General features: G+C 72.8%; 31 protein-coding genes. 20 read left to right on the forward strand and 11 right to left on the reverse strand.

All coding sequences use genetic code 11. The features are described from left to right. Positions 1-95 precede the first annotated feature (95 nt). Together DEJ48_RS18035 and DEJ48_RS18040 are read left to right on the forward strand one after the other, a co-directional pair. Positions 96-545: a DoxX family membrane protein gene (locus DEJ48_RS18035; protein WP_150217179.1), complete on the forward strand. Its 450-nt coding sequence runs from the start codon at positions 96-98 to the stop codon at positions 543-545. Between the two features lie 107 nt (positions 546-652). Continuing rightward, positions 653-1,144, forward strand: a complete 492-nt coding sequence (locus tag DEJ48_RS18040; protein WP_150217180.1) for a hypothetical protein — start codon at positions 653-655, stop codon at positions 1,142-1,144. 54 nt (positions 1,145-1,198) lie between these two features. Here DEJ48_RS18040 and DEJ48_RS18045 read toward each other — a convergent pair whose 3' ends face one another. Beyond that, positions 1,199-2,581 (reverse strand): glutamate decarboxylase, encoded by a 1,383-nt coding sequence (locus tag DEJ48_RS18045; protein WP_150217181.1) that lies wholly within the window; start codon positions 2,579-2,581, stop codon positions 1,199-1,201. A 172-nt stretch (positions 2,582-2,753) separates the two neighbouring features. Here DEJ48_RS18045 and DEJ48_RS39755 point away from each other — a divergent pair, with 172 nt between their 5' ends. Then, positions 2,754-3,014, forward strand: a complete 261-nt coding sequence (locus tag DEJ48_RS39755; protein ID WP_190537466.1) for a hypothetical protein — start codon at positions 2,754-2,756, stop codon at positions 3,012-3,014. 98 nt (positions 3,015-3,112) lie between these two features. Here DEJ48_RS39755 and DEJ48_RS18050 read toward each other — a convergent pair whose 3' ends face one another. Next, a complete protein-coding gene (locus DEJ48_RS18050) occupies positions 3,113-4,327 on the reverse strand; it encodes an FAD-dependent monooxygenase (RefSeq protein WP_150217182.1) in 1,215 nt (404 codons plus the stop codon). Positions 4,328-4,696: 369 nt separating this feature from the next. Here DEJ48_RS18050 and DEJ48_RS18055 point away from each other — a divergent pair, with 369 nt between their 5' ends. Together DEJ48_RS18055 and DEJ48_RS18060 are read left to right on the forward strand one after the other, a co-directional pair. Then, complete coding sequence (locus DEJ48_RS18055) at positions 4,697-5,122, forward strand: STAS domain-containing protein (RefSeq protein WP_150217183.1); 426 nt, start codon at positions 4,697-4,699, stop codon at positions 5,120-5,122. A 78-nt stretch (positions 5,123-5,200) separates the two neighbouring features. Then, positions 5,201-5,845, forward strand: coding sequence for a M23 family metallopeptidase (locus DEJ48_RS18060; protein WP_150217184.1), 645 nt, complete (start codon positions 5,201-5,203; stop codon positions 5,843-5,845). Between the two features lie 21 nt (positions 5,846-5,866). Here DEJ48_RS18060 and DEJ48_RS18065 read toward each other — a convergent pair whose 3' ends face one another. Next, the gene (locus DEJ48_RS18065) at positions 5,867-6,163 is read right to left on the reverse strand and encodes a hypothetical protein (RefSeq protein ID WP_150217185.1); all 297 of its coding nucleotides are present in this window, start codon (positions 6,161-6,163) and stop codon (positions 5,867-5,869) included. A 314-nt stretch (positions 6,164-6,477) separates the two neighbouring features. Here DEJ48_RS18065 and DEJ48_RS18070 point away from each other — a divergent pair, with 314 nt between their 5' ends. The 6 genes from DEJ48_RS18070 (at position 6,478) to DEJ48_RS18095 (ending at position 9,603) form a co-directional block, all read left to right on the forward strand. Then, positions 6,478-6,735, forward strand: coding sequence for a hypothetical protein (locus tag DEJ48_RS18070; protein ID WP_150217186.1), 258 nt, complete (start codon positions 6,478-6,480; stop codon positions 6,733-6,735). Positions 6,736-6,879: 144 nt separating this feature from the next. Then, positions 6,880-7,299 (forward strand): hypothetical protein, encoded by a 420-nt coding sequence (locus tag DEJ48_RS18075; protein WP_150217187.1) that lies wholly within the window; start codon positions 6,880-6,882, stop codon positions 7,297-7,299. A gap of 130 nt (positions 7,300-7,429) precedes the next feature. Beyond that, the gene (locus DEJ48_RS18080; RefSeq protein ID WP_150217188.1) at positions 7,430-7,861 is read left to right on the forward strand and encodes a hypothetical protein; all 432 of its coding nucleotides are present in this window, start codon (positions 7,430-7,432) and stop codon (positions 7,859-7,861) included. 137 nt (positions 7,862-7,998) lie between these two features. Continuing rightward, the gene (locus DEJ48_RS18085) at positions 7,999-8,757 is read left to right on the forward strand and encodes a hypothetical protein (RefSeq protein ID WP_150217189.1); all 759 of its coding nucleotides are present in this window, start codon (positions 7,999-8,001) and stop codon (positions 8,755-8,757) included. A gap of 148 nt (positions 8,758-8,905) precedes the next feature. Further along, entirely contained in the window at positions 8,906-9,187 is a 282-nt protein-coding gene (locus tag DEJ48_RS18090) for a hypothetical protein (protein WP_150217190.1), read from the forward strand. Positions 9,188-9,309: 122 nt separating this feature from the next. Beyond that, positions 9,310-9,603 (forward strand): chaplin, encoded by a 294-nt coding sequence (locus tag DEJ48_RS18095; protein ID WP_150217191.1) that lies wholly within the window; start codon positions 9,310-9,312, stop codon positions 9,601-9,603. An 80-nt stretch (positions 9,604-9,683) separates the two neighbouring features. Here DEJ48_RS18095 and DEJ48_RS18100 read toward each other — a convergent pair whose 3' ends face one another. The 7 genes from DEJ48_RS18100 to DEJ48_RS18130 form a co-directional block, all read right to left on the reverse strand. Continuing rightward, positions 9,684-10,559: a tyrosinase family protein gene (locus DEJ48_RS18100; RefSeq protein ID WP_150217192.1), complete on the reverse strand. Its 876-nt coding sequence runs from the start codon at positions 10,557-10,559 to the stop codon at positions 9,684-9,686. Between the two features lie 11 nt (positions 10,560-10,570). Next, positions 10,571-10,948, reverse strand: coding sequence for a tyrosinase family oxidase copper chaperone (locus DEJ48_RS18105; protein WP_150217193.1), 378 nt, complete (start codon positions 10,946-10,948; stop codon positions 10,571-10,573). A gap of 25 nt (positions 10,949-10,973) precedes the next feature. Further along, a complete protein-coding gene (locus DEJ48_RS18110; RefSeq protein ID WP_150217194.1) occupies positions 10,974-11,636 on the reverse strand; it encodes a vitamin K epoxide reductase family protein in 663 nt (220 codons plus the stop codon). Further along, entirely contained in the window at positions 11,636-12,136 is a 501-nt protein-coding gene (locus DEJ48_RS18115; RefSeq protein WP_150217195.1) for a DUF5949 family protein, read from the reverse strand. The genes DEJ48_RS18110 and DEJ48_RS18115 overlap by 1 nt, the downstream gene beginning before the upstream one ends. A gap of 278 nt (positions 12,137-12,414) precedes the next feature. Next, positions 12,415-12,699 carry a hypothetical protein gene (locus tag DEJ48_RS18120; protein WP_150221246.1) on the reverse strand — a complete coding sequence of 95 codons (285 nt, stop codon included), beginning with the start codon at positions 12,697-12,699 and terminating at the stop codon, positions 12,415-12,417. A 258-nt stretch (positions 12,700-12,957) separates the two neighbouring features. Next, complete coding sequence (locus DEJ48_RS18125) at positions 12,958-13,626, reverse strand: hypothetical protein (protein ID WP_150217196.1); 669 nt, start codon at positions 13,624-13,626, stop codon at positions 12,958-12,960. Between the two features lie 274 nt (positions 13,627-13,900). Continuing rightward, complete coding sequence (locus DEJ48_RS18130; protein ID WP_150217197.1) at positions 13,901-14,140, reverse strand: chaplin; 240 nt, start codon at positions 14,138-14,140, stop codon at positions 13,901-13,903. Positions 14,141-14,444: 304 nt separating this feature from the next. Here DEJ48_RS18130 and DEJ48_RS18135 point away from each other — a divergent pair, with 304 nt between their 5' ends. The 9 genes from DEJ48_RS18135 (at position 14,445) to DEJ48_RS18175 (ending at position 25,056) form a co-directional block, all read left to right on the forward strand. After that, the gene (locus tag DEJ48_RS18135) at positions 14,445-15,569 is read left to right on the forward strand and encodes a DUF3344 domain-containing protein (RefSeq protein ID WP_150217198.1); all 1,125 of its coding nucleotides are present in this window, start codon (positions 14,445-14,447) and stop codon (positions 15,567-15,569) included. A gap of 57 nt (positions 15,570-15,626) precedes the next feature. Next, the gene (locus DEJ48_RS18140; RefSeq protein WP_150217199.1) at positions 15,627-16,763 is read left to right on the forward strand and encodes a glycosyltransferase; all 1,137 of its coding nucleotides are present in this window, start codon (positions 15,627-15,629) and stop codon (positions 16,761-16,763) included. Further along, positions 16,760-18,259 carry an exopolysaccharide biosynthesis polyprenyl glycosylphosphotransferase gene (locus DEJ48_RS18145; RefSeq protein WP_150217200.1) on the forward strand — a complete coding sequence of 500 codons (1,500 nt, stop codon included), beginning with the start codon at positions 16,760-16,762 and terminating at the stop codon, positions 18,257-18,259. Before DEJ48_RS18140 ends, DEJ48_RS18145 begins: the two co-directional genes overlap by 4 nt. Positions 18,260-18,375: 116 nt before the next feature. Beyond that, on the forward strand, positions 18,376-19,668 hold the full coding sequence (locus tag DEJ48_RS18150) for an O-antigen ligase family protein (RefSeq protein WP_150221247.1): 1,293 nt from the start codon (positions 18,376-18,378) through the stop codon (positions 19,666-19,668). After that, positions 19,665-21,323 (forward strand): murein biosynthesis integral membrane protein MurJ, encoded by a 1,659-nt coding sequence (murJ, locus tag DEJ48_RS18155; protein ID WP_150217201.1) that lies wholly within the window; start codon positions 19,665-19,667, stop codon positions 21,321-21,323. Before DEJ48_RS18150 ends, murJ begins: the two co-directional genes overlap by 4 nt. Further along, entirely contained in the window at positions 21,313-22,104 is a 792-nt protein-coding gene (locus tag DEJ48_RS18160; RefSeq protein ID WP_411757465.1) for a polysaccharide deacetylase family protein, read from the forward strand. The genes murJ and DEJ48_RS18160 overlap by 11 nt, the downstream gene beginning before the upstream one ends. Beyond that, complete coding sequence (locus DEJ48_RS18165) at positions 22,101-23,249, forward strand: glycosyltransferase (protein ID WP_150217202.1); 1,149 nt, start codon at positions 22,101-22,103, stop codon at positions 23,247-23,249. Before DEJ48_RS18160 ends, DEJ48_RS18165 begins: the two co-directional genes overlap by 4 nt. Next, positions 23,246-23,896, forward strand: a complete 651-nt coding sequence (locus DEJ48_RS18170; RefSeq protein ID WP_150217203.1) for a lipopolysaccharide biosynthesis protein — start codon at positions 23,246-23,248, stop codon at positions 23,894-23,896. The genes DEJ48_RS18165 and DEJ48_RS18170 overlap by 4 nt, the downstream gene beginning before the upstream one ends. Then, the gene (locus DEJ48_RS18175) at positions 23,893-25,056 is read left to right on the forward strand and encodes a GNAT family N-acetyltransferase (RefSeq protein WP_190538122.1); all 1,164 of its coding nucleotides are present in this window, start codon (positions 23,893-23,895) and stop codon (positions 25,054-25,056) included. The genes DEJ48_RS18170 and DEJ48_RS18175 overlap by 4 nt, the downstream gene beginning before the upstream one ends. Positions 25,057-25,086: 30 nt before the next feature. Here the strand turns inward: DEJ48_RS18175 and DEJ48_RS18180 are convergent, their stop codons facing one another. Next, on the reverse strand, positions 25,087-26,229 hold the full coding sequence (locus tag DEJ48_RS18180) for a glycoside hydrolase family 26 protein (protein WP_150217204.1): 1,143 nt from the start codon (positions 26,227-26,229) through the stop codon (positions 25,087-25,089). Between the last annotated feature and the right edge of the window lie 89 nt (positions 26,230-26,318).

Raw genomic sequence — 26,318 nt, forward strand, 5'->3', positions numbered from 1 at the left:
CGGCGGCAAGCGTCCGCCCGCAACTCGACCCCTTGCGCGTTTCCGTCCGATCCGCTGAACTGACGCCCCGTCAGGTTGGCTTGGGAGGACGCGCGATGCAGACGATCTGGCTCGGCGGAGCCGAGTGGGTGGCCGTACTCCGGATCGGGATCGGCCTGTGGTGGCTGGAGAGCTGGCGCCACAAGGACAAGAAGACGTGGTTCGGCGGCGGCGGCATCGGATGGGCCGCGGGCATCGCCGAGAAGCACCGGTGGTCCGCGGTGCGCGAGGGGTTCAACGTGGTGGTGAAGCCGCGGCCGCGCGTGATGGCGTACGTCGTCGCCTACGCCGAACTCGCCCTGGGCCTCGGCCTGATCGTCGGCTTCCTCACCCCGATCGCGCTGATCTGCGGGTTCGTCCTCAACCTGGTCTACCTCGTCCTGATGATCCACGACTGGGCCGAGCAGGGGCAGAACCTCATGATGGCGCTTGCCTCGTTCGTCGCCTTCTTCGCGATGAGCTGGCAGGTGTGGTCGCTGGACGACGCGCTGGGGCTGTTCGTCTGACCCCACGGGGTTCCCGCGCACTGCCGTCGTACGTCTGGTCAGTTGGAGCCCGACCTGTCACCCTGCCGCTCATCCGGCACGAACCGCCCGCGGACAGGGAGACGGCCATGACGGAACGCAGCCACGCCGCACGCGCCAAGAGCGCGGCCCTCCGCGCCGCCTCGGTCTGCCACCACGTCGAACGGCACGAGGCGCCGGAACACGTCGTCTGGAAGGCCACGCACGCCGCCCGCGTATCCCTCCAGGCCCTCGCCGTGCTCTCCGAGTCCGCACCGGACCCGGCGGCGGACTCGCGCTGCGCGCGCAACGCGGCGGCGGCCGCGGCCCAGGCCGCGCAGATGGGACAGCTGCACGACGGCGAGAGCGAGACCGCCGTCGCCGCCTGCCGTGCCGCGCTCGGCGCGTCGCAGGCCGCGTCGGCCGCCGCGGGGCGTGCGGGCCTCGGCGTGGACGAGGCCCTGAACACCGCGGCGGACGAGGCCGAGGCGGCGGCCGTCGCGGCCGCCGAGCGCGCGGGCTGGATGCGGCCGGGGCAGCGCCTCCCCGAGATGTCGGCCGGCCTGCGCAGTCCCGAGCTGATGGCGATGATGCACTTCTGAGACGCACGCTGTGACGCGCTCCTGTCGTGCGGGCGGTGCGCGACGATGCGGGGATCAGTGGTGGAACGCGGGTGACTCCGGTGCCCCCGTCGACCCGCCGGACAGCCGGTCCACGGCGGCCCGCAGGTCCTTGGCGAGCAGCATGATCTTGTCGTGTCCGATGCCGTGCCTGACCAGGACCCGCTGGATCACGGTCTCCTGCCGCTCGGGCGGCAGCGGGTAGGCGGGGACCTGCCAACCGCGGGTGCGCAGCTGTTCCGTGAGGTCGTAGAGGGTGAACCCTGCGGCTGCCGCGCCGTCGGTGAGCGTCCAGGAGACGGCGGGCAGGGCGCCGCGGCCGTCGTAGAGGAGCGTGAAGGGGCCCATGGCCGCGACCTCGTCGGCCAGCGCCCGCGCGCTGGCCGCGCACGCCTCGTACACCTTGCGGTAGCCCTCGCGGCCGAGCCGCAGCAGCGTGTAGTACTGCGCGACGATCTCGCCGCCGGGCCGGGAGAAGTTGAGGGCGAAGGTGGGCATGTCGCCGCCGAGGTAGTCGACGCGGAAGACCAGGTCCTCGGGGAGGTGGTCGGCCGTGCGCCAGACGATCCAGCCGACGCCGAGCGGCGCCATCCCGTACTTGTGGCCCGAGGCGTTGATGGAGACGACCCGGTCCACACGGAAGTCCCAGACCAGGTCCGGCTGCAGGAAGGGCGCGACGAAGCCGCCGCTGGCCGCGTCCACGTGGACCGGCACGTCGAGGCCGGTGTCCGCCTGGATCGCGTCGAGCTCGGCGGCGATCTCGGCGACGGGTTCGTAGTCGCAGGTGAAGGTGACGCCGAGGATCGCGACGACGCCGATGGTGTTCTCGTCGACGTACTCGCGGAGCTGGTGCGGGCGCAGGCCCGTCGCGCCCGGCTCCAGCGGGACCTGGCGCAGCTCCACGTCGAAGTAGCGGGCGAACTTCTCCCAGCACACCTGTACCGGGCCGCAGACGAGGTTGGGCCGGTCGGCCGGCTTGCCCGCCGCCCTGCGCGCCTCGCGCCAGCGCCACTTGAGGGCGAGCCCGCCGAGCATGGCCGCCTCGCTGGAACCGGTGGTGGAGCAGCCCATCGTGGTCTCGCCGTCCGGGGAGTTCCACAGGTCGGCGAGCATGTGGACGCAGCGGGACTCGATCTCCGCGGTCTGCGGGTACTCGTCCTTGTCGACCATGTTCTTGTCCATGCAGACGTCCATGAGGCGGTGCACCTCGGGCTCCGCCCACGTCGTGCAGAACGTGGCGAGGTTCTGCGACGAGTTGCCGTCGAGCGCCAGCTCGTCCTCGACCATCGCCGCCACCGCGCGGGGGTCCGAGCTGTGCTCGGGGACGCGGTACGCGGCCAGCTTCCGCGCGCTGATCGGTGTGCTGTAGATGTCGTCGTACGCCTGACGGGTCCCGTCGGACACCTTGTGCAGCCCCACGATGACGCTCCCTTCACCTCAATAACGGCTCAAGACGGCAGTGAACGGCTCCCAGCCTCACAGACCGGGCGGAAGATACGGGTAAAGGCGCGGGTCGCTCGGACGGTGGAATTGCCCGGGTTACTAACGATGTCGGGCGCACCTTCCTGCGCTCTGTGCCGTTTGAGAGACCATGAACACCTCGAAGCGCATGCTCACCGCCCTGACCCTGACGGCGGCCGCCGCCGCCTCCGTCGCCGCTGCCGCCCCCGCGCAGGCCGCCGCCCCCGTCTCCGGCGACGGCGCCCGCAACGTGGGCCGTGTCGTCGGCGAGACCCTGATGAACCCGGCCGAGACGGGCCGGGACGTGCTGGACGCGGGCAAGACGGGCCTGACCGTGGTCGAGACCGGCATGAAGTCCGTGCAGACGGGCGCGAAGGCCGCCAACAGCTAGTACCTGGTACGGGGCCCGGCGGCACCGAGCCGCAGCGAGTCACGGAGCACCGGGGCCGACGGACGCGACACCGTCGGCGCCGGTGCTTCTGCGTGCGCTCAGGACGTGCGGCGGCTCTGGAGCGTACGGGCGAGGCGCGGGCCGAGGCGCTGCTTGAGCCGGCGCAGGACCTCGAGGCGGCCGATGGCCCGGTCGACGTGGAAGTACAGCTGCGGCGGCACGTGGGGCAGCAGGGGCGAGTGGCGCTGGCCGAGCAGCGCGAACATCTGGTGCGGCGCCAGGCCCATGTAGCGCGGCAGGTCCTCGTACCACTGGGCACTGTGCCGTGCGGCGCTCTGCACCGACAGCAGGGCCTGCCTGCGCTCCTGTTCGTACGCGGCGAGTGCGGCGGGCAGCTCGCGCGGCCCGGCGACGGAGCCCAGCGCGCCGGCCAGGCTCATCGCGTCGCGCAGGGCGAGGGTGGTGCCGGCCCCGATGGAGTAGTGCGTGGTGTGGGCGGCGTCGCCGATGAGGGCGAGGTTGCCGTGCGACCAGGCCGTGTTCGTCACGGTCGGAAAGGCCTGCCACTGGGCGTGGCCGCCGCTGTCCCTGCGGCCGAGGAGCTCGTGTCCCGCGAGCATGTCGGCGAAGAGCTTCTCCAGCAGCCGCAGCGTCTCCGAGTGGTCGAGCCGGTCGAAGCCGAGGGCCGACCAGGTCGCGGCCGAGCACTCCACGACACAGGTGCTGTGCTCGTCGCTGAAGCCGTACGCGTAGCACCAGATCCAGCCGTGCTCGGTCTCCGCGAAGGCGAAGGTGAACGCCGTGAACACCCGGGTCGTGCCGAGCCAGATGAAGCGGTTGGCGCCGGTGGTGACGCGGGTGCCGAACTCCGCCGCGTGTTCCGTGCGGAGCCTGCTGTGCGCCCCGTCGCCCGCGACGACGAGGTCCGCGCCGGGCAGGTCGGCGCGGCCGCGGATCTCCTTGCCGAACTCCAGGCGCACGCCCAGGGAGCGGGCCCGGTCGGCGAGGATCGTGCGCAGCCGGTGGCGGCCGATCGCGTGTCCGGGGTCGCCGTCCTGCGCGGTGGTGCGGTCGCCGACGTACGCGAACCCGCCCCGCCAGCACACGGACCGCTCCTCGATGAGGCGGGCCGACTCGGGGTCGTGGGCGTACAGGTCCGTCAGGAGATCGGGCCAGTACGTCACGCCCCAGCCGTGGCTCGACCCGGCCGCGTGCCGCTCGTGGACCGTGACCTCATGAGCCGGTTCCCGGAGTTTGGCGAGGATGGCCAGGTAGAGGGAGGCGGGCCCTCCACCGACGCAATCGATCTTCACGCGCGCTCCTGTGTGTCTTCGGGAGGAGCCTCAACGTAAGGGGCGGCGGTGCGTGCGTGGTGAGCCACGCTGCGGGACGGACGGGTGAAACGTCTTTCCTGGCGGCCCGCGCACACGCGTGCCGCACGAGCGGCGCATTGCTCATCAGATAGGAGTTCGCCGGAGAGGAGTGCGTCGGAGAGGACCGGGACGCCCGGAGCGGCCGGGTGGCCGGACGGGTACGGGTGGCGGCCGTGACTTGTTCCCGGTGGGCTGACGTCTCCCTGCCGATCCTGTATACCCGCAGAGAGCAGATCGTCCGAGCCGGTCCGGACTTGGTCGGTCCTGATCGGTTCCGCACTCGCTGTCGGCCCCGGAGGTGTGAGGGGTATGTCGCCGCACCGTCTGTCCATCGCGGGCCTCGCGCACTCCGACGTCTGTGCCGTGCTGCGGCTCAGCGGCGAACTCGACCGGGCGTCGGAGAAGTTCTTCATGGACACCCTGGCCGTGCCGGTCGACGCGGGCCGGAGCCACATCATCCTCGACGTGACCGCCCTGACGTTCTGCGACTCCCGCGGCCTGAACTGCCTGCTCGCCCTGCACTGGCTGCTGCGGCGCAGAGCCGGCGCGCTGATGCTCGCGGGCGTGGGCCGCCGTCTCGCCGCGCTCCTCGAACACAGCGGCAGCACGGCCCTGTTCTCCTCGCACGCCTCGGTCGGCCAGGCCCTGCGTTCCCTGCCGGAGCCGGCCCGCCCCAACTGGCCGCCGCCCGCGGAACGGAGCTCGGACGAAGGCGTGTCCCCGCCCGCCCAGTGACACGAGGCGATGCCCCGCGTACGCCAGGCGGCTCACCCCGAGATGCGATCAGGGTCCGGCACCAGTGAGCTGACGGACATGGAACACGACATAGCGAGCCCCGCGGAAGCGGCCACCACCCGGCGCCGTGCCCTGGGAGCCGCCGTGGCACTGCTGGTCGGTGGGGCGGTACCGCTGACGGCGTCACCCGCGGCGGCCCGTTCGGATCACGACTGCACCGGCGAGTACGACGCCGAGTTCGAGGCGGCCCTCGCGGCGGCGGACGACCTCCTCGGCGCGGAGGAGATGCGGGGCATACCGGAAGGGCCCCCGCAGCAGTACGCGCTGCCGCTGCGCCGGGGGTTCAGGGTCACCGCGCCCTACGGAATCCGCGGCGACTGGCTGGCCGGGCACCACACGGGCATCGATCTCGCCGTCCCGCAGGGGACGCCCGTCTATGCCGTGGGCTCGGGCGTCGTGCTCGTGGCGCGGTGGTCCGGCGCGTACGGCAATGCCGTGACGGTACGGATGCCCGACGGGCACTACGCCCTCGTGGCGCACCTGTCGAGCATCGCGGTCCGCGAGGGCGCACAGATCAACGCCGGGACCTTCCTCGGCAGGAGCGGCGCCACCGGACGCGCGACGGGCCCGCACCTCCATCTGGAGATCCGGGCCCGTCGCGACTACGGATCGGACATCAATCCGGTGAGTTACCTGGCCAGACGCGGCGTCCGGCTTCTGTGAGCGTGCCGGTGACGGACGACGTCACTGAACGGCGGGCAGCAGGTTCGTGACGGGGGCCACCAGGTCGGTGAGCTGGTGCAGCTGGTTCAGGTCGTTCAGCCGGTTGACTCCGGCGAGCTGGCTTTCGAGCCTCGGCATCTGGGCGCGCTGCTCCTCGGGCATGCCGGCGGTCGCGAGGTCGTCGACCGTGCTGAGCACCGAGAGCTTGCCCGCGTCGGGGGCGGGGACGGGGGCGGACGCCTGAGCGGCCGGCGCGGCCAGGGCCGCGGCTCCGGCGGCCAGCGAGACGGCGGCGATGAGTCGTCGTGCTGATGTCATGTCCTCAAAACCTGTCGGGCCGGGCGAAGGTCACGGGTTCGGCGCCGCCCTCACTCGGGAAGCTCATCCGCCGTGCCGTGCACGCGCGATGCGCCGGGCCGCGGCCGTCGACCACCCGGCCGGACTACTTGTCCCACAGCACGTCACCGCCCACGTCACCCCAGGTCACAGCCGTACGCCCGCGCCGTCGTTCACACGTGCGGACGTAGCACGGATCCGCTGACCGCGCGCGGACGCCGCCGATCCGGTCCAGCTTGGGTCTGCGCGCGGCACACCCGTGCCTGCGCGCACCGGTTCCTCGAAAGGAAAGTCTGATGCGCAGCTTCGCCAAGGCCGCGGCGGTCGTCGCCCTCTCCGCTCCCCTCGTGCTGGGTGGTGCCGGCCTCGCCTCCGCGGCCCCGCACGACGACGGCCCGGCCTACGAGAAGTCCATGCACTCGGCCAACGCGAACGGCGGTTCGTGCACCAAGGTCGTCAGCGGCTTCAAGAACGGCAAGGCCTACTTCTACAAGGTCACCCGCACCGCGGGCCCGAACGGCGCCTGGGGCAGCGGCACGGGTTCGCACTCCTGACGCAGGTGCGGGGCCCCCGGCCCATGTGCTGAGTCTGCGTGGCAACACGAGACGGCGTGTGCCGCCCCCGGCGGCGCACGCCGTCCTGCGTTTTTCCCCCCGGCCGGACCACGTTCCGGCGAACACGAGACAGGAGTGCGAGTGATGAGAACCCTTCAGAAGACCCGGTTCGCGCTGCGGGCCGCGGTGCTGTGCGCGCTGCCGACGGCGGTCGCGCTGGGCGGCGTGACGCCCGCTCAGGCCGCGGACAGCGTCACGGTGCTGCGGCTGACGGCCGCGGCCGGTGAGCCGTCCGTGCAGGTCCGCTACCGCTGCGACGCCCTGACCGGCCTGGACTCGGTGCAGGTGGGCGTCTCCGACACACAGGGGGGCGGGGTCTTCCAGGGCACCGCCGCGGCCGTCTGTGACGGCACCTCACACGTGGTGCGGGTGCGCACGTCCCGCGCGGCGGGTCCGCCGCTCGTCCGGGGCCACGAGTGCGTCGTCTCCGCCTCGTTGGGCATGGCATCGCTCGGGATGTTCGCGCCCGCGGTGTCGTCCGGCGCGACGAAGACCGCACGCTGATCCGACGGGGCGTCACCCACCCCTCGCCACCCCCCTCGTCACCCCTTTAGTGCACGCGGGAAAAATCCCCCGGACAGGGGTGGTGACGCCTCGTCACCGCAGGTCAGCGCAGTGTGACGGAGACAATCGGATGGTCGTGCCGCGGCCGCCCGGCATTCTCGGCAGGCACATCCGCCGGGACGTGCTCACGGTGGTGTCGGCAGGGCACAGCGAGCGGGCCCTGACCGTGGCCGTCAGGGAACGTCCTGAACCCCCGTCCTCGGGGACACCGGTCACTCCGATGCTCGCGACCCAATCGAAGGGAATGCGTCTCATGCGCAAGCTTGCCAAGGCGATCGCTGTTGGAGCTGTTGTCGTGCCGGTCGTCCTCGGTGGTGCCACCGTCGCGTCCGCCGACAGTGGCCCGGGCTACGGGAAGTCGGACAACTCGGCGACCGTCTACGGCGGTTCGTCGTCCAAGACCCTGAGTGGCTTCAAGGACGGAAAGGCCTACTTCGTGAAGGTCTCGAAGACCGCCAACTCCACCGGTGCGACGGGTAACGCGACCGGTTCGCATTCCTGACCCGGCGGCTCCACTGGAGCCGTAGGGCAGCAGGCCCCGAGGAGCCCTTCCTCGGGGCCTGCGGGTGTGACGCGGTCCCCCGCACCCGCACCCCTCCCCCCACGCACCCCGCAGCACCTGCCCGAAACGGAGTTCCGATGCCCGCCCCCCGCACCATGCTGAGCACCATGGCCCTGGCCGTCGCCTGCCTCGCCGCCGGGACCGCCACGACGGCCACCGCCCTGACCGGCCACGAGGCGCAGCCCGCCGCCGCACCGCGGGCCGCCGCACCGTCCGCCTCCGCTCCCCCCGTCGCCGCGCGGACCGACAGCACCCGCACCGCCTCCGCCATCACCGAGCTCTCGGCCGAGGAGATCAGCACGGGAACGACGGCGCGCGTCAAGGTGACCGGGCGGCTCGTCGAGGGCTCCACGCTCACCTTCCCGCTGGCCCGGATCCCGCTGACCGTCCAGGTCACCGACGCGGCGGCCGGTACGCCCGCGCGCTGCCACGCCCGCACCACCGCCCGCGGCACCTTCAGCTGCTCGGTCGCCGTGACCGCCGGTTCCTCGCGTTCGGTGAAGGCCTCCTTCGCGGGCAACGAGCTGTTCGCCCCGAGCACCTCGACCACCAGCATCGGCTCCACCGACGAGGCCGCGCTCCCGGCCGACCCGCTGCTCCCCGAGGCCACCGCGCCCCGGCCGGACGCCGCGGCCATCCCGGCGAAGGTCCCGGCACCGGCCACCACCCCCGCCCCGGCCGCCAAGGCCCCCGCGGCCAAGGCGCCGGACGCCCGCACCTCCGTCAAGGACGAGCCCACCGCGCCGGCGACGCCCACGCCCCCGGAGCTCCCGACGGCCCCGGCGGTCGGCCCCGCGGCCCACGCCCCGTTCACGGACACCACGGTGTGGGACTGAGACGGACCAGTACTTTGAGCTGATCGGGTTGGATGACTGAATTACTCGCCCCCGGCACGGCCGGGGCACTTCCCACGCCCGCGTCCCCGGCCCGCAGAGTAGGACTCGTCCGTACTCCTCGCGGCAAGACCCAGGGAAGGGAAGCCTCGTGAAGGCACGTCATCTCCTCATGTCCGCAGTGGCGACGGCCGCCGTGCTGACGGTGGCGGGAGCGCCGACGGCGCAGGCCGCGCCGCATTCTCCCGACTGGAACTCCGAGGCTCCCTCGCCCGCCTGGGCGGGGGAGTCCTTCTCGTTCGGCAAGGACTCGATGCGGCACACCGTGACGTCTTCCGGGTTCCGCGCGGACGGCACCGCCTACTTCGTCAAGAAGGAGATCCGATTCTCGCCCGCGGGAATCTCGTTCAGCGATATCTCGTCGCACTCCTGAAATCGGATCTCCCGCACGGCATTCGGTACGTGTTATGCCGTGACCTCGCCTCGACGAACGGCGTTAGGGAATTACGCGGCTGTGTGTAGGCAGTCGCTCTATCCAAGTCAAAGGAGAACGTGATGTCTCGCATCGCGAAGGCAGCCGCTGTCACCCTCAGCACCGGAGCCGTCGTCCTCGGCGGTGCCGGCATGGCCATGGCGGACGCCGGTGCGCAGGGCGCCGCGGTCGGTTCCCCCGGCGTCGTCTCGGGCAACCTGCTCCAGGCCCCGATCAACGTCCCGGTGAACGTGTGCGGCAACACCGTCGACGTCATCGGCCTGCTGAACCCCACCTTCGGCAACAAGTGCGCCAACCCGGGCGGCGGCGGCCACCACGGCGGCCACCACGGCGGCGGCGCCGGCTACGGCAGCTGACCCGACCCCGACGAAGCCCCCGGTGCGCGTTCCACCGGGGGCTTCGCGCTGTTCTCCCTACGGGTCTCCTACTGATCTCCCTACTGGTCCCCGTACGCGTAGAGCCCCTTGTGGTCGAGGAGCTCGTCCGGGCTGACGTCCCACGGCGGCATCGGCTCGCGGCGGGCGACGATACGGCGGTACTGGGCCTCGCCCAGCTGGGGCGGCCGCTCCGGGAGGTAGCGCGGGGAGTCCGGGTGGCGGCGCTGCCACCGGTCCCACAGCAGGTCCACGAAGGCGTGGTTGAGCCAGAAGACCGGGTCGTTCACGGAGGCGCCGCCCAGCATGTGGCCGCCGACCCAGCGGTGGACGCGGTTGTGGTTGCGCCAGCGTTCCGTGCCCCGCGCCGACGTCCAGCCCTCCAGCTTGTTGCGGAAACCCTCGGGTGCCGTGGAGTCCCAGGGCGGCACGTCGTAGCGGGGGTCGTCCATGGCCAGGGCCACGTCCCGTGCCGTGGGCAGGTCGATGGGCTCCTGGGGGCGGCCGAAGTCGCGGGTGAGGAACTCCCCGTCGGTGACGTCCTCCTTGATGGTCCAGTGCCCGCCGCGGTACGCGAAGGGACCGGTCATGACCTGCCGGTCGCCCCGGCGTCCGTTGCCGCCCATCAGGTCCGCGCCCCAGAGCGTGCCGCCGCGCCCGCGGTCCTTCGTCCAGTCCCAGTAGGGGACGGTGACGCCGGGGTCCGTGCGCCGCAGGGCCCGCTCGAACTCCAGGAGGAAGCGGCGGTGCCAGGGGAAGAAGGAGGGGGTCATGTGGGCGACGCGGAGCCGGTCGTCGCCGTCCGACACGTAGAAGTCGATGTGCATGCGGACGAATTCGTCGTACTCGCCCCGGCGCTTCAGTTTCAGCACCGCGTCGACGAAACGGCGCCGCTCCGCCCGGCTGAGGCCGCTCTGGTTCCTGCGCGTGTGGGCCATGGCCGTCCCCCTCAGTGGACGCGGCCGCTGAGGGCGCGCAGCGGGCCGAGCTCGTCGACGGCTCCTTGCGCGGCGGCGAGCGGTGTCGCGTACGACTCGTAGTGGTCGACCATGCTCAGATAGCTGCCGTCCGCGCGGCGCATGAGGCCGAGCTGCCGTCCGTCGACGGTGATCCGCCAGCCTCCGGAGGCGTGGCCGCCCTGGTGGGCCAGCGGTTCGCCCTGGATGCGCCGCCCCCGGTACGTCTCGTCGAACGGTGTGTCACCCGGCGGGTCCGGCGGGGGCGCGTCCGGTACGGCGCGGGCGATGCCCGCGGCGGCGAGGCACGCCGTGGCCGCGGTGCCGATGAGGTGGCGGCGGGTCATGCGGTCGAGGAACGGGGAGCCCATGGCGTCCTTTCGTCGACGGGTCCGGTCAGCCGGTCCAGAAATCCCACCAGCGCGTCAGGATCAGCATTCCGATGACGCCCAGGTGCAGTACGGGAAAGACCCACGTGAATTCACCGAGTGCGGTGCGCAGCCACCGGGGCGCGGGCAGGAATCCGGTCCTTACGTTGTGCGCTGTCACGTACCAGAACATGAGCGTGGTGGCGGCCCAGGCGAGGCAGCACCAGAGGCAGAGGGAATTGATCCGGTAGAGGGACTGGAATTGCAGCCAGCCGCAGAAGGCGACGCCGAATGCCGTGCCCGCGTTGAAGGTCAGCCAGTACCAGCGGGGAAAGCGCGCGCCGCCGATCAGCCCGGCGCCGACGCAGACGACGACGGCGTAGGCGGCGAGTCCCAGCATCGGATTGGGGAATCCGAAGGCCTCGGCCTGCTTGCTCTGCATGATGTTGCCGCAGGCGACCACGGGGTTGAGGCTGCACCCGGGAAGGTAGTCCGGGTCCTTCATCAGGTGGAGCTTGTCGAGGGTGATGACCCAGGCGGCCAGGAGCCCCGCCGCGCCGGTGACCGCCAGGAGCAGACCGAGACGCCACCCGGCGGCGCGGGCGGGCGCGGCGGACGCAGGCCGCGCCGCACCGGGATCGCCGACGGCTTGCAGCGGTACCCGGTGCGGCAGGTCGGTGGTGCGGCTCATCAGCGCAGGCTGCGGGCGGGCAGCAGGCAGTGCGCGGCGCTGAGCATGGTCTCCTCGGCACCGGCGAACTCGCTGAGGCGTTCCTCGCTGACGGGCTCGCCCGGCTTGGCGTCGGGCCACGCGCGCGTGGTGGCCATGAAGTAGGCGTGGCCGCGCTGCTTGACGGCGGCGAGCCACTCCGGCGGCGCGACGCACTGGGCGTTCAGATGGGGCATGTTGACGACGGCGTGGTCGCCCTCGACGAGGAGGCTGACCGGCAGGGAGGGGTTGCGCGCCCCGTCGAGGAGCGGGCCGCCGATGGGCAGTCCGGCGTCGCCGAGGAGGCGGCGCATCGCTTCGGCGGTGGCCTCCGGGCCGCCCTCGGTGTCGCCGAGGGAGTAGGCCAGCAGGAAGGGCATGTCCTTCTCGTCCTCGGGGTGTTCACCGCTCCAGGCGAGAACAGCCAGGGTTCCCAGATCAGTTACTTGGAAGGGGCGCTGTTCGCTGGAAGTTGAGGTCATGAGGGGAACCGTATAGACGTGGGCGTACGGGTCCGGGCCCGTTGTCACCCGTGTGGCCCAGCGCGGAAACGCCATCACACGATGGGGTCACCCGGTCGGCCGCGAAGCTGACGGGCGTACGGACACGACGTATGGAGACGGCGTAGGGACACGGCCTCCGGACGTGCCGAAGGGCCGGTCCGTGGAAGAGGTGACCGGCCCTTGCGCGCACGCGGCGCTGGCCATTCGCGTGTCCCGCCCGGCCAGAAACGTTTGTTCTGCCGGAAATGGAGCGCGTTTTACTTGGCGAGGGGAAGTCCGCCGAGAAGCTCGGTGGGGCCGCCCGCGGAGTTCAGGCCGTCCGTGGTGTCCTTGACCGTGCTGACGACCGAGTCCTTGTTCTCGGTGTCGAGCATGTTCGTGCTCACCGGCTTGGTGTCGAGCAGGTGCGGCGTCTGTCCCGCAATGGTTTCGAGGCCACCGTTCAGGCTGGTGGGCGCCAGGTCAGCGGCGAACGCGGGGGCGGCGGAGCCGGCCATGGCGATCGAACCGGCGAGAACTGCGGCAGCCTTCAGGGCCTTCATCATGTTCCTTTCTTTGGCGACGCGCGCCGCCTTTGGGAGCACCGTTCAGGCATCGTTCGCCTGTTGTCTCTTGCTCCCGGACTAACGAGCGCGCGCCGTTACGGAAACCCCTGGCCCTGAAACTTCCCTGATCCCACTCGAATGAAGAACGCATCTCATCCTCATATCAACCACCCTATTTGTCGCGGGTGTTGACGGCGCACGGGAAAGCCCGCCGTGCCGAAACGCATTCCGGCACGGCGGGCGATGGAGCGCGGTCTACTGCGCGGGCGTCTGGGGCAGGCCCCCGGTGGGCAGCTTGGGCAGGCTCGGCAGGCCCGGGAGGTTCGGCGCGGGCAGGCCGCCGCCGAGGACGGTGGCGACGACGGCGTTGACCAAGCCGAGCAGGACCTTGGGCGCCGCCGCGAGGACCGCCTTGGGGTCACCGGCCGTGGCGGCCTTCACCAGCTCGTCGACGGCCTTCTGCAGCGCGGTGAGGGCGTCGGCCTTGGGGTCCATCGGCGCCTTGAGGTCCATCGGCGCCTTGGCGTCGCTCGGCGCGCCGCCCGTCGGGAGCTTGGGCGCCTGGGGGACGCTCGGCAGGCCGCCGGTGCCCGGGGCCTTGGGGGCCGCCTTGGCCGCCGCGTCGATGGCCGCCTTCACCGCGTCGACGTGCTTCTTGGCGTCCTCGGGGGAGAGCTTGCTCTCCGGGGCCTTGAGCACCGCGGTGAGCAGATCGGTGACGGGGGTCAGGACCCCACCGAGGCCGCCGAGCTGCTGAGCCTGGCCCAGCAGGGCCTTCGCGTCCGGGGCGGGCGCGCGCGAGGCGGTCCGGGCCGGGTCGCTGGGGGCGTCGCCGACGGAGGCGAGGGCCGGTCCTGCCGTGCCGAGCAGCAGCGCCGCACACAGCGTGGTGGTCGCGAGGCGCCGTACAGGCAGAGCGCGCATGGTGTTTCCCTTTCGGTGATGCATCAGATCTTGTGATCACCGTGAAAGCGGCGCACGCCGTCCGCAACCGAGCGACTGCGGAACGTATCGGCGATGCGTGGACCGTGCGGGCATCTGCGCAGGTGGGACGAGGATCTGACGGTCGGTCGGCCGTTCGACGCGGCGCACTCCATTCGGGGCACCGCCGGTCGTACCGGAGCGGCGCACATCGGGCCGGAACGCGGAGCGGCCGCCCCCGCTTTCGCGGGGACGGCCGCTCTGAACCGACGGTGCGTCAGTCGTTGGCGCACTGGTTGCCGAACGCGGGGTTCAGCAGGCCGATGACGTTGACGCTGTTGCCGCACACGTTGACGGGGACGTGGATCGGCACCTGCGCGTTGTTGCCCGAGATCACGCCGGGGGAGTTGGTGGCAGCGCCCTGCGCGCCGCTGTCGGCGGCAGCGACGCCCGCGGAGCCGGCCACGGCAGCGGCGGCGACAGCGGACAGGGCAAGAGCCTTGGTGGTACGGGACATGGAGTGCTGCTCCTTGGTGATGATGCGACGTACGGGCGGGCTGCCCGTCTGGAGGGATCAACTGCCGACCTCGGTGCCGAGTTGTGCGCCCAGACGGGTGATGCGCCGCGGCAACCGCCCGGCGACGCCCTTCACCAATCCGACACACGCGCGGAGGTCGGCCGAGCCTCCCGCGTCAACGGCTACAGTTGCGCTTCCCTTTAGGGCATTCCACTCATACGCCATCAGCTTCATGCAAAGAGGGTGAATCGCCCTTATCTCCGCTGTGGTTCAGAGTTCACACACTCGGAAGGCCAACGCCGTCATGCGTCACTCCCTGGGCCTGCGTCGCGTGTTCGTCATCCCTCTCGCGCTGGCCGCCTGCCTCGCCGCCACCGGAACCGGCTCGGCCGCCCCGCCCGGCGGCGACAGGAACGACGAGCAGAGCGCCGAGCAGACGCGCATCGATTTCGCACAGCGATACAGAGCGCTGCAGCACGGCGGGATCGTCAGGGCAGCCAACTCGGCGATCACCTGCCGCCGCGCCGTGGACCGTACGGCGGAGTCCTGCGCCCGTACGCGGGGCGGCCGTCCGGGTGCCAACGAGGACTTCGACATGTTCTACGTCGACGTCGACGACGACCCGAACACCTACAACTCCAGTACGGGCGAGGTCCGTCTGCCCCCGCACTCCCGCGTCTCGTACGCCCGCCTGTACTGGGGCGGCAACCTCAGGGTCGGCGAGCAGAAGCCCCCCAAGGACAACGGGCGGGTGCTGATCGCCGAGCCCGGCGGCAACTACAAGCCGGTCATCGCCGACACCCCCGTCGGCCACCGCGTCACCGACGGCGCCGACGCCTTCCAGGCCTCCGCCGACGTCACCCGGCTCGTCCGCTCGGCGGGCGGCGGCAACTACACCGTGGCGCAGGTCAACGTCGCCAAGGGCCACTCGAAGGCCGGTGCCTGGGGCGGCTGGACGCTGGTGGTGGCGTACGAGAACGCCGCCGAACCCCTGCGCGCCCTCGCCGTGCACGACGGCTTCGACGCGCTGGGCGGGCCCGGCCACCGGCACGCGGTGCGGCTGCGCGGCGTGCCCGGCGGTACGGAGGGCACCGTCGGCGTGGTGGCCTACGACGGCGACCGCGGTCGGCGCGGCGACACCGTGGCCGCCTCGGCAGGACACACCCGCCCCGTGCCGCTCACCGACGCCGCCAACCCGGCGGACGACGCCCTCAACTCGACCATCGGCGAGCCCGGCGCCCCGGCCCGCAGGAACCCCGCGTACCCGAACACCCTCGGCTACGACTCCGACGTCTTCCCGCTGCCCCAGGGCCCGGGCCCCCGGGCCGGCGACCGGCCCGCGCGGCACGGGGATCTGACGGTCCACCTCGCCTCGCAGGACCCGGCGTGGGTCGGCGTGGTCTTCGCCGCAGTCGCCGCGAAGCGCTAGCACCCGTTGCCCCGCTCCGCTTCCGCGGTGCCCCGCACCGACCCGAAGGAGACGCGCATGCCTCTGCCTTCAGCACCCCGCCCCGCACGCGTCCTGCACGTCAGCCAGCCGGTGGAGGGCGGTGTGGCACGGGTCGTCGTCGACCTGGCCGCCGCCCAGGCCGCCACCGGCACCGACGTCCACGTGGCCTGTCCACCGGACGGTTTCCTGCCCGACGCGCTGCGCGCCCTCGGCGCCGGCGTCCGCGTACACCCCTGGACGGCGTCCCGCTCCCCCGGCCGCGGCCTCCCCGGCGAGGTGCGGGAGCTGCGGCGCGTCATCGACGCCGTCCGGCCCGGCCTCGTCCACGCGCACAGCGCCAAGGCCGGGCTCGCCGCGCGTCTCGCGCTGCGCGGCAGCATCCCCACGGTGTTCCAGCCGCACGCCTGGTCCTTCGAGGCGGTCGGCGGCGCCACCGCGTTCCTCGCCCGCCTGTGGGAGCGCCGCGCCGCGCGGTGGGCGGCCCGGATCGTCTGCGTCAGCGAGGCCGAGTGGGTGACCGGCCGCCGCGCCGGGATCTCCGGCTCGTACCAGGTGATCCCCAACGGCGTGGACACCGACCGGTTCGCGCCCACCGGGCAGGACCCCACGCACGTCCCGCTGGTGGTGTGCGTCGGCAGGCTCTGCCGCCAGAAGGGACAGGACGTGCTGCTGCGCGCCTGGCCCGCGGTGGCCGCGCAGGTGCCCGACGCCCGCCTCGTCCTGGTCGGGGAAGGACCCGACGACGCCCGGCTGCGGGAGCGGGCCGGGCCCCGGGTGGCCTTCGCGGGCGCGGCGGCCGACTCCGCGCCCTGGTACCGGGCGGCCGACGTGGTCGTCCTGCCGTCCCGCTGGGAGGGCATGGCGCTGGCCCCGCTCGAAGCCATGGCCTGCGGCCGTCCCGTCGTCGTCACCGACGTGGACGGGGCGCGGGAGAGCCTGCCGCCGTCCCACCGCCCCCACTCCCTCGTACCCCCGGAGGACCCCGGCGCCCTTGCACGGGCCCTGATCGCCCTGCTGCGGGACGGACAGCTGCGGGACGCACTGGGGCGGCGGGGCCGCGAGCACGTACTGGACCACCACGACGCACGGCGCGCCGCGGCCGCGGTCGACGCGGTGTACGGCGAGCTTCTGGGCACGGCGCCCACCGAGTACAGGGAGTGCAGCACGACGTGAGTGCGGAACGGACCGTTGCTTCCTCATCGGCTCAGTCACGGCAGGACACCCAGGCCCCGCCCGGCACCTTCGTCGTCGCGCCACGCGAAGCGACGGTCCTGCGCGGCGGGGCGACGGCGCGGCTCCCGGCCCGGCGGCGGCGCCCGGCCGCCGCGCTGGTGGCCGTCGACTGCGCCGCCGCGCTGGCCGCCCTGCTGCCGCTCGACGACCCCCTCCGGCAGGCCGTCCTCGCCCCGCTGCTCGTACTCGGCGTGCTGGCACTGAACGCGCGGGGCCGGTTGTACGAGCACGCCGCGCTGCCCGACACGCTCGGCGAACTGCCCTCGCTCGCCGGACGGATCGTGCTCGCCTGGTCGGTCACCGCGGTCCTGGCCACCGCCCTGCCCGCGATGGAGCCGCTCGCCCCGGGGACGCTCCTCGGCATGGCCGCCGTCCAGTGCCTGCTGAGCTTCTGCGGACGCGGCCTCGTGCACCGGCACCGGCGGGCCGCCACCGTGCGCAGACCCCGGCCGGTGCTCGTCCTCGGTCCTGGCGGCCCGGCCCGCGGTGTGGCCGCCGCGCTGCTGCGGCGCCCCGGCTGCGGCATGCGGCCCGTCGGCATCGTGAGCGAGACCCCGGAACCCCCGCAGGACAAGGAGAACGGCGCCGAGGCGCAGACCGCGCCCGGGCCCGAACTCCCCGTGCTCTGCACGGAGGACGAACTGCACCGTGCGGTGATCCAGAACGACGTCGGCGCGGTGCTGCTCGTCGCCGGGCACGGCGCCTGGCCCGGGAGATGGCTGACGGTGCTGCACGGCCTGGGCTGCGACCTGTGGGAACTAGAAGCGCGCCGCACGGACCCGGTGCCCACGCCGGACGGGCCGCGGCAGTACGTGGCCGGGTTCGCGTGCCGTCCGCTGACGACCCCCGGGGCCCGCGGGGCCGGCGTCGGCAAGCGGCTCCTGGACATCGCGGTCTCCGGAGTGCTGCTGCTCGCGGCGGCGCCGGTCCTCGCGACCTGCGCGCTTGTGCTGCGGACCGTCGAAGGACCCGGCGTGATCTTCCGTCAGGAGCGTGTCGGCAAGGACGGGCGGCTCTTCACCCTCCTCAAGTTCCGCACCCACCGGCCCGCCGACCCGCAGGAGGCGGCCACCCGGTGGAGCGTCGCCGACGAGCACCGGATGAGCGCGTTCTGCCGGTTCCTGCGCGGCACCTCGCTCGACGAGCTGCCCCAGCTGTGGAACGTGCTGCGCGGCGACATGAGCCTCGTCGGCCCACGCCCCGAACGGCCCTTCTTCGTCACGCAGTTCAGCCAGACCTATCCGGACTACGCCCACCGGCACCGGATGCCCACCGGCATCACCGGGCTGGCCCAGATCCATGGGCTGCGCGGCGACACCTCCATCGAGGACCGGTGCCGCTTCGACAACGCCTACATCGACAGCTGGTCGTTCTGGCAGGACCTGTGCATCCTGCTGCGCACCCTCGGCTGCCTCGTCCGCCGCACCGGGAGCTGACCACGGTGACCCACGACCCGTCCACCGCCCTGCCGTTCGGGGCACGCCTGCGGGACCTGGGCGACGCCCTGCCGCCCGGAGTGCGGCGGAGCGCCCCGGTGCTTCCCGTGGCGCTCATGGTCGCGCTGCTCGCCCTGCCCGCGCCCGCCGAGGGCGCCTCCTCCGGCGGTGGCGGCACCGGCGGCGCGGCCGACGCGGTGTCCGCCCTCGTCGTCGGACTCTGCGTCGTGCGCGCCGTGCGTTCCCGGCAGCGGCCGCTGACCCGCACCGCCGCGGTCCTCCTCGGCCTTCCGGTCGTCGGCATCACCGCGGCGGCGTTCGGCGCCTCCTCCGCGGCGACCGGCGTCGCCGGGGCCGCCCGCTACCTGCAGATCTTCGTGCTCGTACCGGCCGCCGTCCTGATGCTGATCCGCGACGCCCACCACTTCCGCCTCCTCGCCTGGTCGTTCGTCGGGCTCGGGCTGTGGCAGGGCGTCATCGGCGTACACCAGAACCTCACCGGCACCGGCGCCTCGTACATGGGCGAGGACATCCGCGCCGTCGGCACGTTCGGCTCCACGGACGTCATGGGGATGGCCACCGTCGTGTCGTACGGCCTGGTCTGCGCGCTGGGGCTGGCCTTCCGCCCGCACGCGCCGCGTCAGCGCACGGCGGCGGTGGTGTGCGCGGGGCTGCTGACCGTGCCGCTCGCCCTGTCCTTCAGCCGTGGCGCGTGGATCGCCACCGCTGCGGCCTGCGCCGTGGTCCTCGTGCTCGCCGGGGTGCGCCGCGCGGCCCGTGCCCTGCTGGTCGCCGGGGCCGCCGCCGTGGTCCTGGTCGCCGGATTCGGCGTGGGCTCGGCCATGCTCCAGGAACGCCTCAGCAGCATCACCCAGGTCACGGACACCCCCGACCAGTCGGTGACCGACCGCTACACGATGTGGGCGGCGTCCGCCGACATGTGGCGCGAGCACCCCGTCACGGGCGTCGGCCTCAAGGGCTTCCCCGACCACCGCGACAGCCACGCCTCGCTCGCCCTGTCCTCCGGCAGCGACACGGCGGGCGCCGGCAGCGGCTTCGTACGCCAGCCGCTGCTGTCCCCGCACAACATGTACCTGCTGGTGCTCAGCGAGCAGGGGCTCCTCGGGCTCGGCACGCTGGCCGGCTCCTGGGCGGCGCTCCTGGTGTGCGCGGTCCGCCGGTGGACGCGGCAGCGCGCGGGGCGGGACGGGACCGGCGGGCCGCGGCTCGACTGCGCGCTGGTGGCGTGCGGACTGCTGGTCTGGCAGCTGATCGACTTCGTGTACGCCGACATCGGCGGGCCCTCCACCGTCCTGACCGCCATCGCCTTCGGCATGGCCGCCTGGTGGGCGGTCGGCGCCCGCGACCCGCACCCGGCGGCCCCGCACGGAGAGGCGGGCGCGCGATGACGACCGTGCCGCCGGAGGTGGCCCCCGACCCCGAGGCGCCGCCCACCGCCACGGCCACCGCGACCGTCGCGCCCCCGCCGCGGGAGCCCGCCGAGAAGACGGGCGGCTCGTTCCTCGCCAAGGCGGCGCTGGTCACCGCCGCGCTGTCCGTCGCCGGATCGCTCCTCGGGCTCGTCCGCGACCAGGCCCTCGCGCACTTCTTCGGCGCCGGGACCGACACCGACGCCTTCCTCGTGGCGTGGACGCTCCCCGAACTGGCCGCGACGCTCCTCATCGAGGACGGCCTCGCCTTCTTCCTCGTGCCCGCGTTCAGCCTGGCGCTCGCGCGCCGCGCGGACGGGCCGCCCGTCGACCCGGTCCGCGAGTTCGTCCGGGCCTCGCTGCCCCGGATGACCCTGTGGTTCGTGGGCACGGCCGTCCTGCTCATCGCCGCCGCCCCCTACCTGGTCGCGGTCCTCGCCCCCGGCCTGCCCGACCCGCGACTCGCCGTCGACTGCACCCGGCTGACCGCCACCTGCGCGCTGACCTTCGGCCTCACCGGCTACTGCAGCGCCGCCCTCCGCGCCCACCAGCGGTTCGTCGCGCCCGCCACGGTCTACGTCGCCTACAACGCGGCCATCATCGTTGCCCTGTTCGCGCTCGCGGCGCCGCTCGGGGTACGGGCCGCCGCGGCCGGTGTGGCGGTGGGCGGAGTGCTCATGGTCGCCGTACAGGCGCCCTCGCTGTGGCGGCAGCTGCGGCAGCCGTACCGGCCCGCCCCCGGGGCCGCCGCCCTCCCGGCGGGCCCGTCGGACAAGACCCTGCAGACCGCGATCATCTGGACCGTCCTGCTCTTCGCGCTGTGCCGCCAGTCGCAGGTCCTCATCGAGCGGTTCCTCGCCTCGTCGCTGCCCGCCGGGGCCATCTCGCACCTGAACTACGCGCAGAAGGTCGCGCAGATGCCGATGGTCCTCTCGCTCATGATCTGCACGGTCACCTTCCCCGTCGTGGCGCGGGCGCTGGCCAAGGGCGAGACGGAGCGGGCCCGCGAGCGCGTCGAGCGGGACATCGTCCTGGCCGGCTGCGTGGTGCTGCTCGGCGCGGCGGCCGTCGTCGCCGCGGCGCCCCCGCTCATCGAACTGCTCTTCCAGCGCGGCGCCTTCACCGCGAGCGACACCGCCGCCACCGCGTCCGTCATGCGTGTCTACGCCTTCGGCCTGATCGGCCACACCCTCGTCGGCGCCCTGGCCCGCGCGCACTTCTCCGTCGCCCGCACCACGTGGATCCCGCTCTACGCGATGGTCGTCGGCGTCGTCGCCACCGCGGGGATCGGCTTCCTCACCGTCGGCACGTGGGGCGTCCACGGGATCGCCGCCGCCAACGCGACCGGCATCTGCGTCACCGCGCTGCTCCTGCTGCGCGGCATGGGCCCGCGCACCGTGCCGATCAGGACGCGGGCCCTCGTCGGGCAGCTGGGCCGTCTCGCGGTGGCCGCCGGATGCGCGGCGGTGCTCGGCGCCCTGTGCGCGCAGCGGGTGGCGCAGCCCGCCCTCGCGGTCCTCGCGAGCTTCACCGTCGTCACCGTCTCCTTCGTGCTCATCGGGCTGCTCCTGAGGGCGCAGCCCTGGCCGTCCGCCCTTCGAACCGTCAGCAGAAAGCTGCGCCATGTCCGTTGACCTCACCCCGCCCGCCCCGTCCGGCACCGAGCCGTTCCTGCGGCTGCGGCCGCCCCGCACCCCGGCGTGGGTGGCGATGTACCACTCCGTCGCGGACCCGTCCGACGATCCGTACGAGATCACCGTCGCTCCCGAGCGGCTCGGCGCGCAGCTGCGCTGGATGCGGCGCCAGGGGCTGCGCGGCGTCTCGATGAAGTACCTCCTGGAGGCGTGCGCGCAGGGCCAGGAGCACAACCTGGTGGGCCTGACCTTCGACGACGGGTACCGCGACTTCGTCGACCACGCGCTGCCGCTCCTCCAGCAGTACGACTGCACCGCGACCGTCTTCGTCCTGCCGGGCCGCCTCGACGGCGACAACGCGTGGGACCCGCTCGGCCCCCGCAAGCCGCTGCTCGGCGCCGACGGCGTCCGGCACATCGCCGAGTGCGGCATGGAGATCGCCTCGCACGGGCTGACCCACGTCGACCTGACCGCCGCCGACGACCGCGTCCTGCACCGCGAGATCCACGGCAGCCGGGCGGCGCTGCACGACCTGACCGGCACGGAGGTGCAGGGGTTCTGCTACCCGTACGGCACCGTCGACGAGCGCGTGGTGAGCGCCGTGCGCGACGCCGGATACCGGTACGCCTGCGCCATCGCACCCGGCGCGCTCACCGGCCCCTACGCCCTGCCCCGCGTCCACATCGGGCAGGACGACACCGCGTGGCGGCTGCGCCTGAAGCTGCGCACCAACCGGCTGCGGCGCCGCACCCTCGCCCGCTCGGCGGTGACGACCGCATGAGGGTCCTGCACATCATCACCGGGCTCGGCGTGGGCGGCGCCGAGCAGCAACTGCGCCTGACGCTGCGCCACTTGCCGACGGAGTGCGACGTCGTCGCGCTGACCAACGCGGGCACCGTCGCCCAGGGCATCGCCGCCGACGGGACCCGCGTCACCGATCTCGGCATGTCCGGCAACCGTGATGTGGCGGCGCTGCCGCGGCTCGTCAGGATCATCCGGTCGGGCCGGTACGACGTGGTGCACACGCACCTCTACCGCGCCTGCCTGTACGGGCGCATCGCGGCCCGCATGGCGGGGGTGCGCGCGGTGGTCGCCACCGAACACTCCCTCGGCGACTCGCAGATGGAGGGGCGGCCGCTGACCGCGGGGGTGCGCGCGCTGTATCTGGCCGGGGAACGGCTCGGCCGGGTGACGGTCGCGGTCTCGCCCGCCGTGGGCGCGCGGCTGCACCGGTGGGGCGTGCCCCGTCAACGCATCCGGGTGGTGCCGAACGGCATCGAGGTGGAGCGCTTCCGCTTCGACCCGGCGAGCCGGGCGCGCACCCGGCAGCACCTCCAGCTGCCCGCCGGCGCGTTCGTCGTCGGCGGCGTCGGACGCCTCGCCGCGGGCAAGCGCTTCGACGTGCTGCTGCGGGCCGCCGCGCAGCTGCCGGACGACGTGGTCGTCGTCCTGGTGGGGAGCGGTCCCGAGGAGCCGGGGCTTCGCCGTCTCGCGCACCGGCTCGGCCTCGACGGGAGGGTGCGGTTCGTCGGCGAGTCCACCCATGAGCACAACGCCGGCGCTGCGGCAGGCGCGCCGGACCTGCCCTCGCTCCTGTCCGCCATGGACGCGCTGGCCTCCCCCTCACCCGAAGAGGCCTTCGGCCTGGCCCTGGTGGAGGGCCTGGCCAGCGGTCTTCCCGTGCTGTACGCCTCCTGCCCTGCCGTCGAGGGCCTCGACGCGGCGGAGCGGGCCGGTGCCGCGTACTGCCCGAGCGATCCGGACTCCTTCGCGCGGGCCCTGTACGGCCTGCGCGGCGACGTCCCGCCGCACCGCGAGGCACCCGCCGCGGTGCGGCACTACAGCATCAGCCGAAGCGCCGGCCAACTGATGGACGTCTACGCGTCAGTTGCCCCCGGCCCGACCCTGGAGGTGACCCCTCGATGAGCGACTCCGCGAACGGGCGCACGCGCGCCCTCGCCCTGCGGGCCCGTGCCGTGCGGCTCCCCCGCCGGTGGGCCCTGCCGGCCTGTGCGGTCCTCGGCGCCCTGGCCGGCGCCGGGTACGGCGCGCTGCAGACCCCGCAGTACACGGCCACGAGCTACGTCGTCGCCGTCCCGCAGGAGAAGGCCGACCCGGCGACGGCGCTCGGCTTCGCCCAGGCGTACGGCCGGGTCGCGACGCAGCTCGCGGTCCTCGGCGACGCGCAGGTGGCGGCGGGCATGTCGGCCACGGATCTCCAGGACAAGGTGCAGGTCGCCACGTCGCCGGACGCGCCGATGATCGCGGTCTCCGCGACCACCGACAAGCCGTCGTCCGCCGCGATCACCGCCAACGCGGTGGCACGGTCGCTCTCCACGAGCGCCAACCACTCCAAGGACAGCACGCAGATCAAGCTGATCCCGTTCTCGCGCGCCCTGCCGCCGAACGCCCCCGCGTCGCTCTCCACCGGCGTGACCACCCTGGTCGGAGGCTGTGCGGGCGGGCTGCTCGGCGGCCTCGCGCTCCTGGTGCGTCCGCGTGCCCGCAAGGAGGCGGTGGCGGGCCCCTCCGTGCCGGGACCCGCGTCCGCGCTGGTGCGGAGCGCCCCGTGAGCACGGCAGCGCGCACGGCGCCGCGCACCGCGCCCGACGTCCGGCCCGTGGCCGAACTCTGCGTGGACGAGGACGAGTTCGACGCGCTGGCGGAGCCGTGGGGCCGCCTCCACCGGTCGTGCGCGGCGGCGACGCCGTTCCAGAGCCACGCCTGGGTGTCGTCCTGGTGGCAGTCGTACGGGAGCCCCGGGCGGCTGCGGGTCCTGCTGGTCCGCGACGGCGCACGGCTGATCGCCGCGGCGCCGCTGATGCGGGTGGACCGGCCGCTGCCCGCCCTGAAGCCGCTGGGCGGCGCGATCTCCGACTTCACGGACGTCCTGGTGGACGACGCCTGCAAGGAGGAGGGCACGGAGGCGCTCCTGTCCGGTCTGTATGCGCTGGCGAGGACCGCGCTGATCGACTTCGGGGAGGTCAGGCCGGGGGCCTGCGTGGAGGGGCTCTACGCGCGCTGGCCGGGACCGCGCCGCACCCTCGCGGGCTCCGCCTGCCTCGAACTCCCCGCACTGCCCATGGAGGGGCTGCTCAAGCGGCTGCCGACGCCGCGTGCGCAGCGCACCCGGGCCAAGATGCGCAAGCTCTCGGCGCTGGGCGTGGAGAGCCGGGTCGTACCCGCCGACGAGGTGGAGAACTCGGTGCGCACCCTGCTGCGGCTGCACCAACTCCAGTGGCAGGGCCGCAAGGTGACCTCCGAGCACCTCCAGCCGCGGTTCCACGAGCACCTGCTCCGCTCGATGCGGCCGATGGTCGCGGCGGGCGAGGCGGTGGTGACCGAGTTCAGCCTGGACGGCGAGGTGATGGCGGCGGACCTGACGCTGCTCTCGGGCACGCTGGCGGGCGGCTACCTGTACGGGGCGCATCCCCGGCTCAGGGAGCGGAAGGTCGACGTGGCGACGATGCTCCTCGACGCGTGCACCCGACACACCGGCGGCGAGCACCCGCGCGCGCTCAGCCTGCTGCGCGGCAACGAGCCGTACAAGCACCACTGGCGGCCCGAACCGGTCACCAACCAGAGGTTGTTGCTGGCCCGCAGGCGCACCGCGCCGCTGGTGTGCGCGGTGGCGTGGGGCGCGTCGGGCCGCCAGTGGGCGAAGCGGCGGCTGCGCGAGCGCGAGGAGCGGCGGGGCGAGGGGCCGGGCCGCGGTGGCGGAGCCTCGACGTGACGGCTCGCACCACCGCGGACCCGCCGGGGGTCAGGACTTCTTCGGGTCCTTCCACCAGTCGAACCGCAGGCACAGCTTGCCGCCCAGCCACTGTTCGACCCAGTGGCCGAGGTCGACCGGCGAACAATTGGGCGGATTCACGGGGTTGGTCGGTGCCGTGTCGCGGCCGGAGAGGAGTTTGCGGTAGATCTCCGCGGACTCCGGATTGTCCTTGCACTGCCACACGCCGTGCGGGCAGTAGTCGGTGACGGTGTTGTACAGCGGCTTCTTCTCCTTCATCCATTCCAGCATGCGGCGCATGTATTCCTCGTTGTCGCCGTTGCGGAACAGACCCCATTCCGGATACGAGATGGGCTTCTTGTGAGCCGCCGCGAAGTCCACGTGGTGCTGGAGTCCATAGGGCTCCTTCACCTGCTCGTCGAATGACATTCCGCGCGGCTGGTCGTACGAGTCCATTCCGATGATGTCGACCGTGTCGTCCCCGGGATAGCAATTCGTCCACGGAACGGCGTCCCGGCCCCTGCTGGGCGTGAAGTCGAACTGGAACTTCTGGCCCGGTACCGAACGCATCGTGGTGACGATCCTGTTCCAGTACTTCTTCCAGGACTCCGGGTCCGGACCGCAGCGATGGGTGTAGGTCGTGCCGTTCATCTCCCAGCCGAGCACGACCACCGTGTCCGGCACCCCCAGGTCGACGAGGCGCTTGGCGAGCACCCGGAAGTGCTCGTCGAAGGCGCCCGTCGCGCCTCTCTTGAGCATCCCGGCCACCTCGGTGTCGCCGACGCCCTCCTCGTTCCTCTCGAGCATCGGGACGTTGAGGACGAAAAGCCTGTTGTCCTTCGCCTTGCGCCACTCGGCCCATTTCTCGAGGAAGTTCGGGGCACCCTCGATGTTGCTCCACCGGTCGCCCGGGAGGTACGTGTGACCGACGCGCAGCTCGGCCCCGCCGAGCCAATGGCTGAGTTCGGCCATCCGCTCGACCCCGCGGGGGCCGTAATCCAGATAGGCGCCGAATGCGGGGGCCGCTGCGACATCTCCCGGTGGTTCCCCGTCGCGTTCCGCACCCGCCGTATTTCCCGGCACCGCGGCCAGGGCGAGCGACGAAACCACCCCCGCGGCGATGAAAGCGACACGTCCACGGCGTCGAAGACGTTGTGGGGTGTGTGGTCCCATGTCTGCTCCTCTTTTTCCGGGCTCCGGCCCTGCTCGACCGGTCAGTTCACTGACACTCCGTCATATGTATTTCTATTGCGCCAATCGTG

This window comes from Streptomyces venezuelae, assembly GCF_008642315.1.
GTDB classification, from domain to species: Bacteria; Actinomycetota; Actinomycetes; order Streptomycetales; family Streptomycetaceae; genus Streptomyces; species Streptomyces venezuelae_D.

What these genes read in the sequence shown, in the direction of transcription:
- DEJ48_RS18035 (WP_150217179.1), top strand. Translation starts at nt 96, where the DNA reads ATGCAGACGATCTGGCTCGGCGGAGCCGAGTGGGTGGCCGTACTCCGG.
- DEJ48_RS18040 (WP_150217180.1), top strand. Translation starts at nt 653, where the DNA reads ATGACGGAACGCAGCCACGCCGCACGCGCCAAGAGCGCGGCCCTCCGC.
- DEJ48_RS39755 (WP_190537466.1), top strand. Translation starts at nt 2,754, where the DNA reads ATGAACACCTCGAAGCGCATGCTCACCGCCCTGACCCTGACGGCGGCC.
- DEJ48_RS18055 (WP_150217183.1), top strand. Translation starts at nt 4,697, where the DNA reads ATGTCGCCGCACCGTCTGTCCATCGCGGGCCTCGCGCACTCCGACGTC.
- DEJ48_RS18060 (WP_150217184.1), top strand. Translation starts at nt 5,201, where the DNA reads ATGGAACACGACATAGCGAGCCCCGCGGAAGCGGCCACCACCCGGCGC.
- DEJ48_RS18065 (WP_150217185.1), bottom strand. Translation starts at nt 6,163, where the DNA reads ATGACATCAGCACGACGACTCATCGCCGCCGTCTCGCTGGCCGCCGGA.
- DEJ48_RS18070 (WP_150217186.1), top strand. Translation starts at nt 6,478, where the DNA reads ATGCGCAGCTTCGCCAAGGCCGCGGCGGTCGTCGCCCTCTCCGCTCCC.
- DEJ48_RS18075 (WP_150217187.1), top strand. Translation starts at nt 6,880, where the DNA reads ATGAGAACCCTTCAGAAGACCCGGTTCGCGCTGCGGGCCGCGGTGCTG.
- DEJ48_RS18080 (WP_150217188.1), top strand. Translation starts at nt 7,430, where the DNA reads ATGGTCGTGCCGCGGCCGCCCGGCATTCTCGGCAGGCACATCCGCCGG.
- DEJ48_RS18085 (WP_150217189.1), top strand. Translation starts at nt 7,999, where the DNA reads ATGCCCGCCCCCCGCACCATGCTGAGCACCATGGCCCTGGCCGTCGCC.
- DEJ48_RS18095 (WP_150217191.1), top strand. Translation starts at nt 9,310, where the DNA reads ATGTCTCGCATCGCGAAGGCAGCCGCTGTCACCCTCAGCACCGGAGCC.
- DEJ48_RS18100 (WP_150217192.1), bottom strand. Translation starts at nt 10,559, where the DNA reads ATGGCCCACACGCGCAGGAACCAGAGCGGCCTCAGCCGGGCGGAGCGG.
- DEJ48_RS18105 (WP_150217193.1), bottom strand. Translation starts at nt 10,948, where the DNA reads ATGGGCTCCCCGTTCCTCGACCGCATGACCCGCCGCCACCTCATCGGC.
- DEJ48_RS18110 (WP_150217194.1), bottom strand. Translation starts at nt 11,636, where the DNA reads ATGAGCCGCACCACCGACCTGCCGCACCGGGTACCGCTGCAAGCCGTC.
- DEJ48_RS18115 (WP_150217195.1), bottom strand. Translation starts at nt 12,136, where the DNA reads ATGACCTCAACTTCCAGCGAACAGCGCCCCTTCCAAGTAACTGATCTG.
- DEJ48_RS18120 (WP_150221246.1), bottom strand. Translation starts at nt 12,699, where the DNA reads ATGAAGGCCCTGAAGGCTGCCGCAGTTCTCGCCGGTTCGATCGCCATG.
- DEJ48_RS18125 (WP_150217196.1), bottom strand. Translation starts at nt 13,626, where the DNA reads ATGCGCGCTCTGCCTGTACGGCGCCTCGCGACCACCACGCTGTGTGCG.
- DEJ48_RS18130 (WP_150217197.1), bottom strand. Translation starts at nt 14,140, where the DNA reads ATGTCCCGTACCACCAAGGCTCTTGCCCTGTCCGCTGTCGCCGCCGCT.
- DEJ48_RS18135 (WP_150217198.1), top strand. Translation starts at nt 14,445, where the DNA reads ATGCGTCACTCCCTGGGCCTGCGTCGCGTGTTCGTCATCCCTCTCGCG.
- DEJ48_RS18140 (WP_150217199.1), top strand. Translation starts at nt 15,627, where the DNA reads ATGCCTCTGCCTTCAGCACCCCGCCCCGCACGCGTCCTGCACGTCAGC.
- DEJ48_RS18150 (WP_150221247.1), top strand. Translation starts at nt 18,376, where the DNA reads ATGGTCGCGCTGCTCGCCCTGCCCGCGCCCGCCGAGGGCGCCTCCTCC.
- murJ (WP_150217201.1), top strand. Translation starts at nt 19,665, where the DNA reads ATGACGACCGTGCCGCCGGAGGTGGCCCCCGACCCCGAGGCGCCGCCC.
- DEJ48_RS18160 (WP_411757465.1), top strand. Translation starts at nt 21,313, where the DNA reads ATGTCCGTTGACCTCACCCCGCCCGCCCCGTCCGGCACCGAGCCGTTC.
- DEJ48_RS18165 (WP_150217202.1), top strand. Translation starts at nt 22,101, where the DNA reads ATGAGGGTCCTGCACATCATCACCGGGCTCGGCGTGGGCGGCGCCGAG.
- DEJ48_RS18170 (WP_150217203.1), top strand. Translation starts at nt 23,246, where the DNA reads ATGAGCGACTCCGCGAACGGGCGCACGCGCGCCCTCGCCCTGCGGGCC.
- DEJ48_RS18180 (WP_150217204.1), bottom strand. Translation starts at nt 26,229, where the DNA reads ATGGGACCACACACCCCACAACGTCTTCGACGCCGTGGACGTGTCGCT.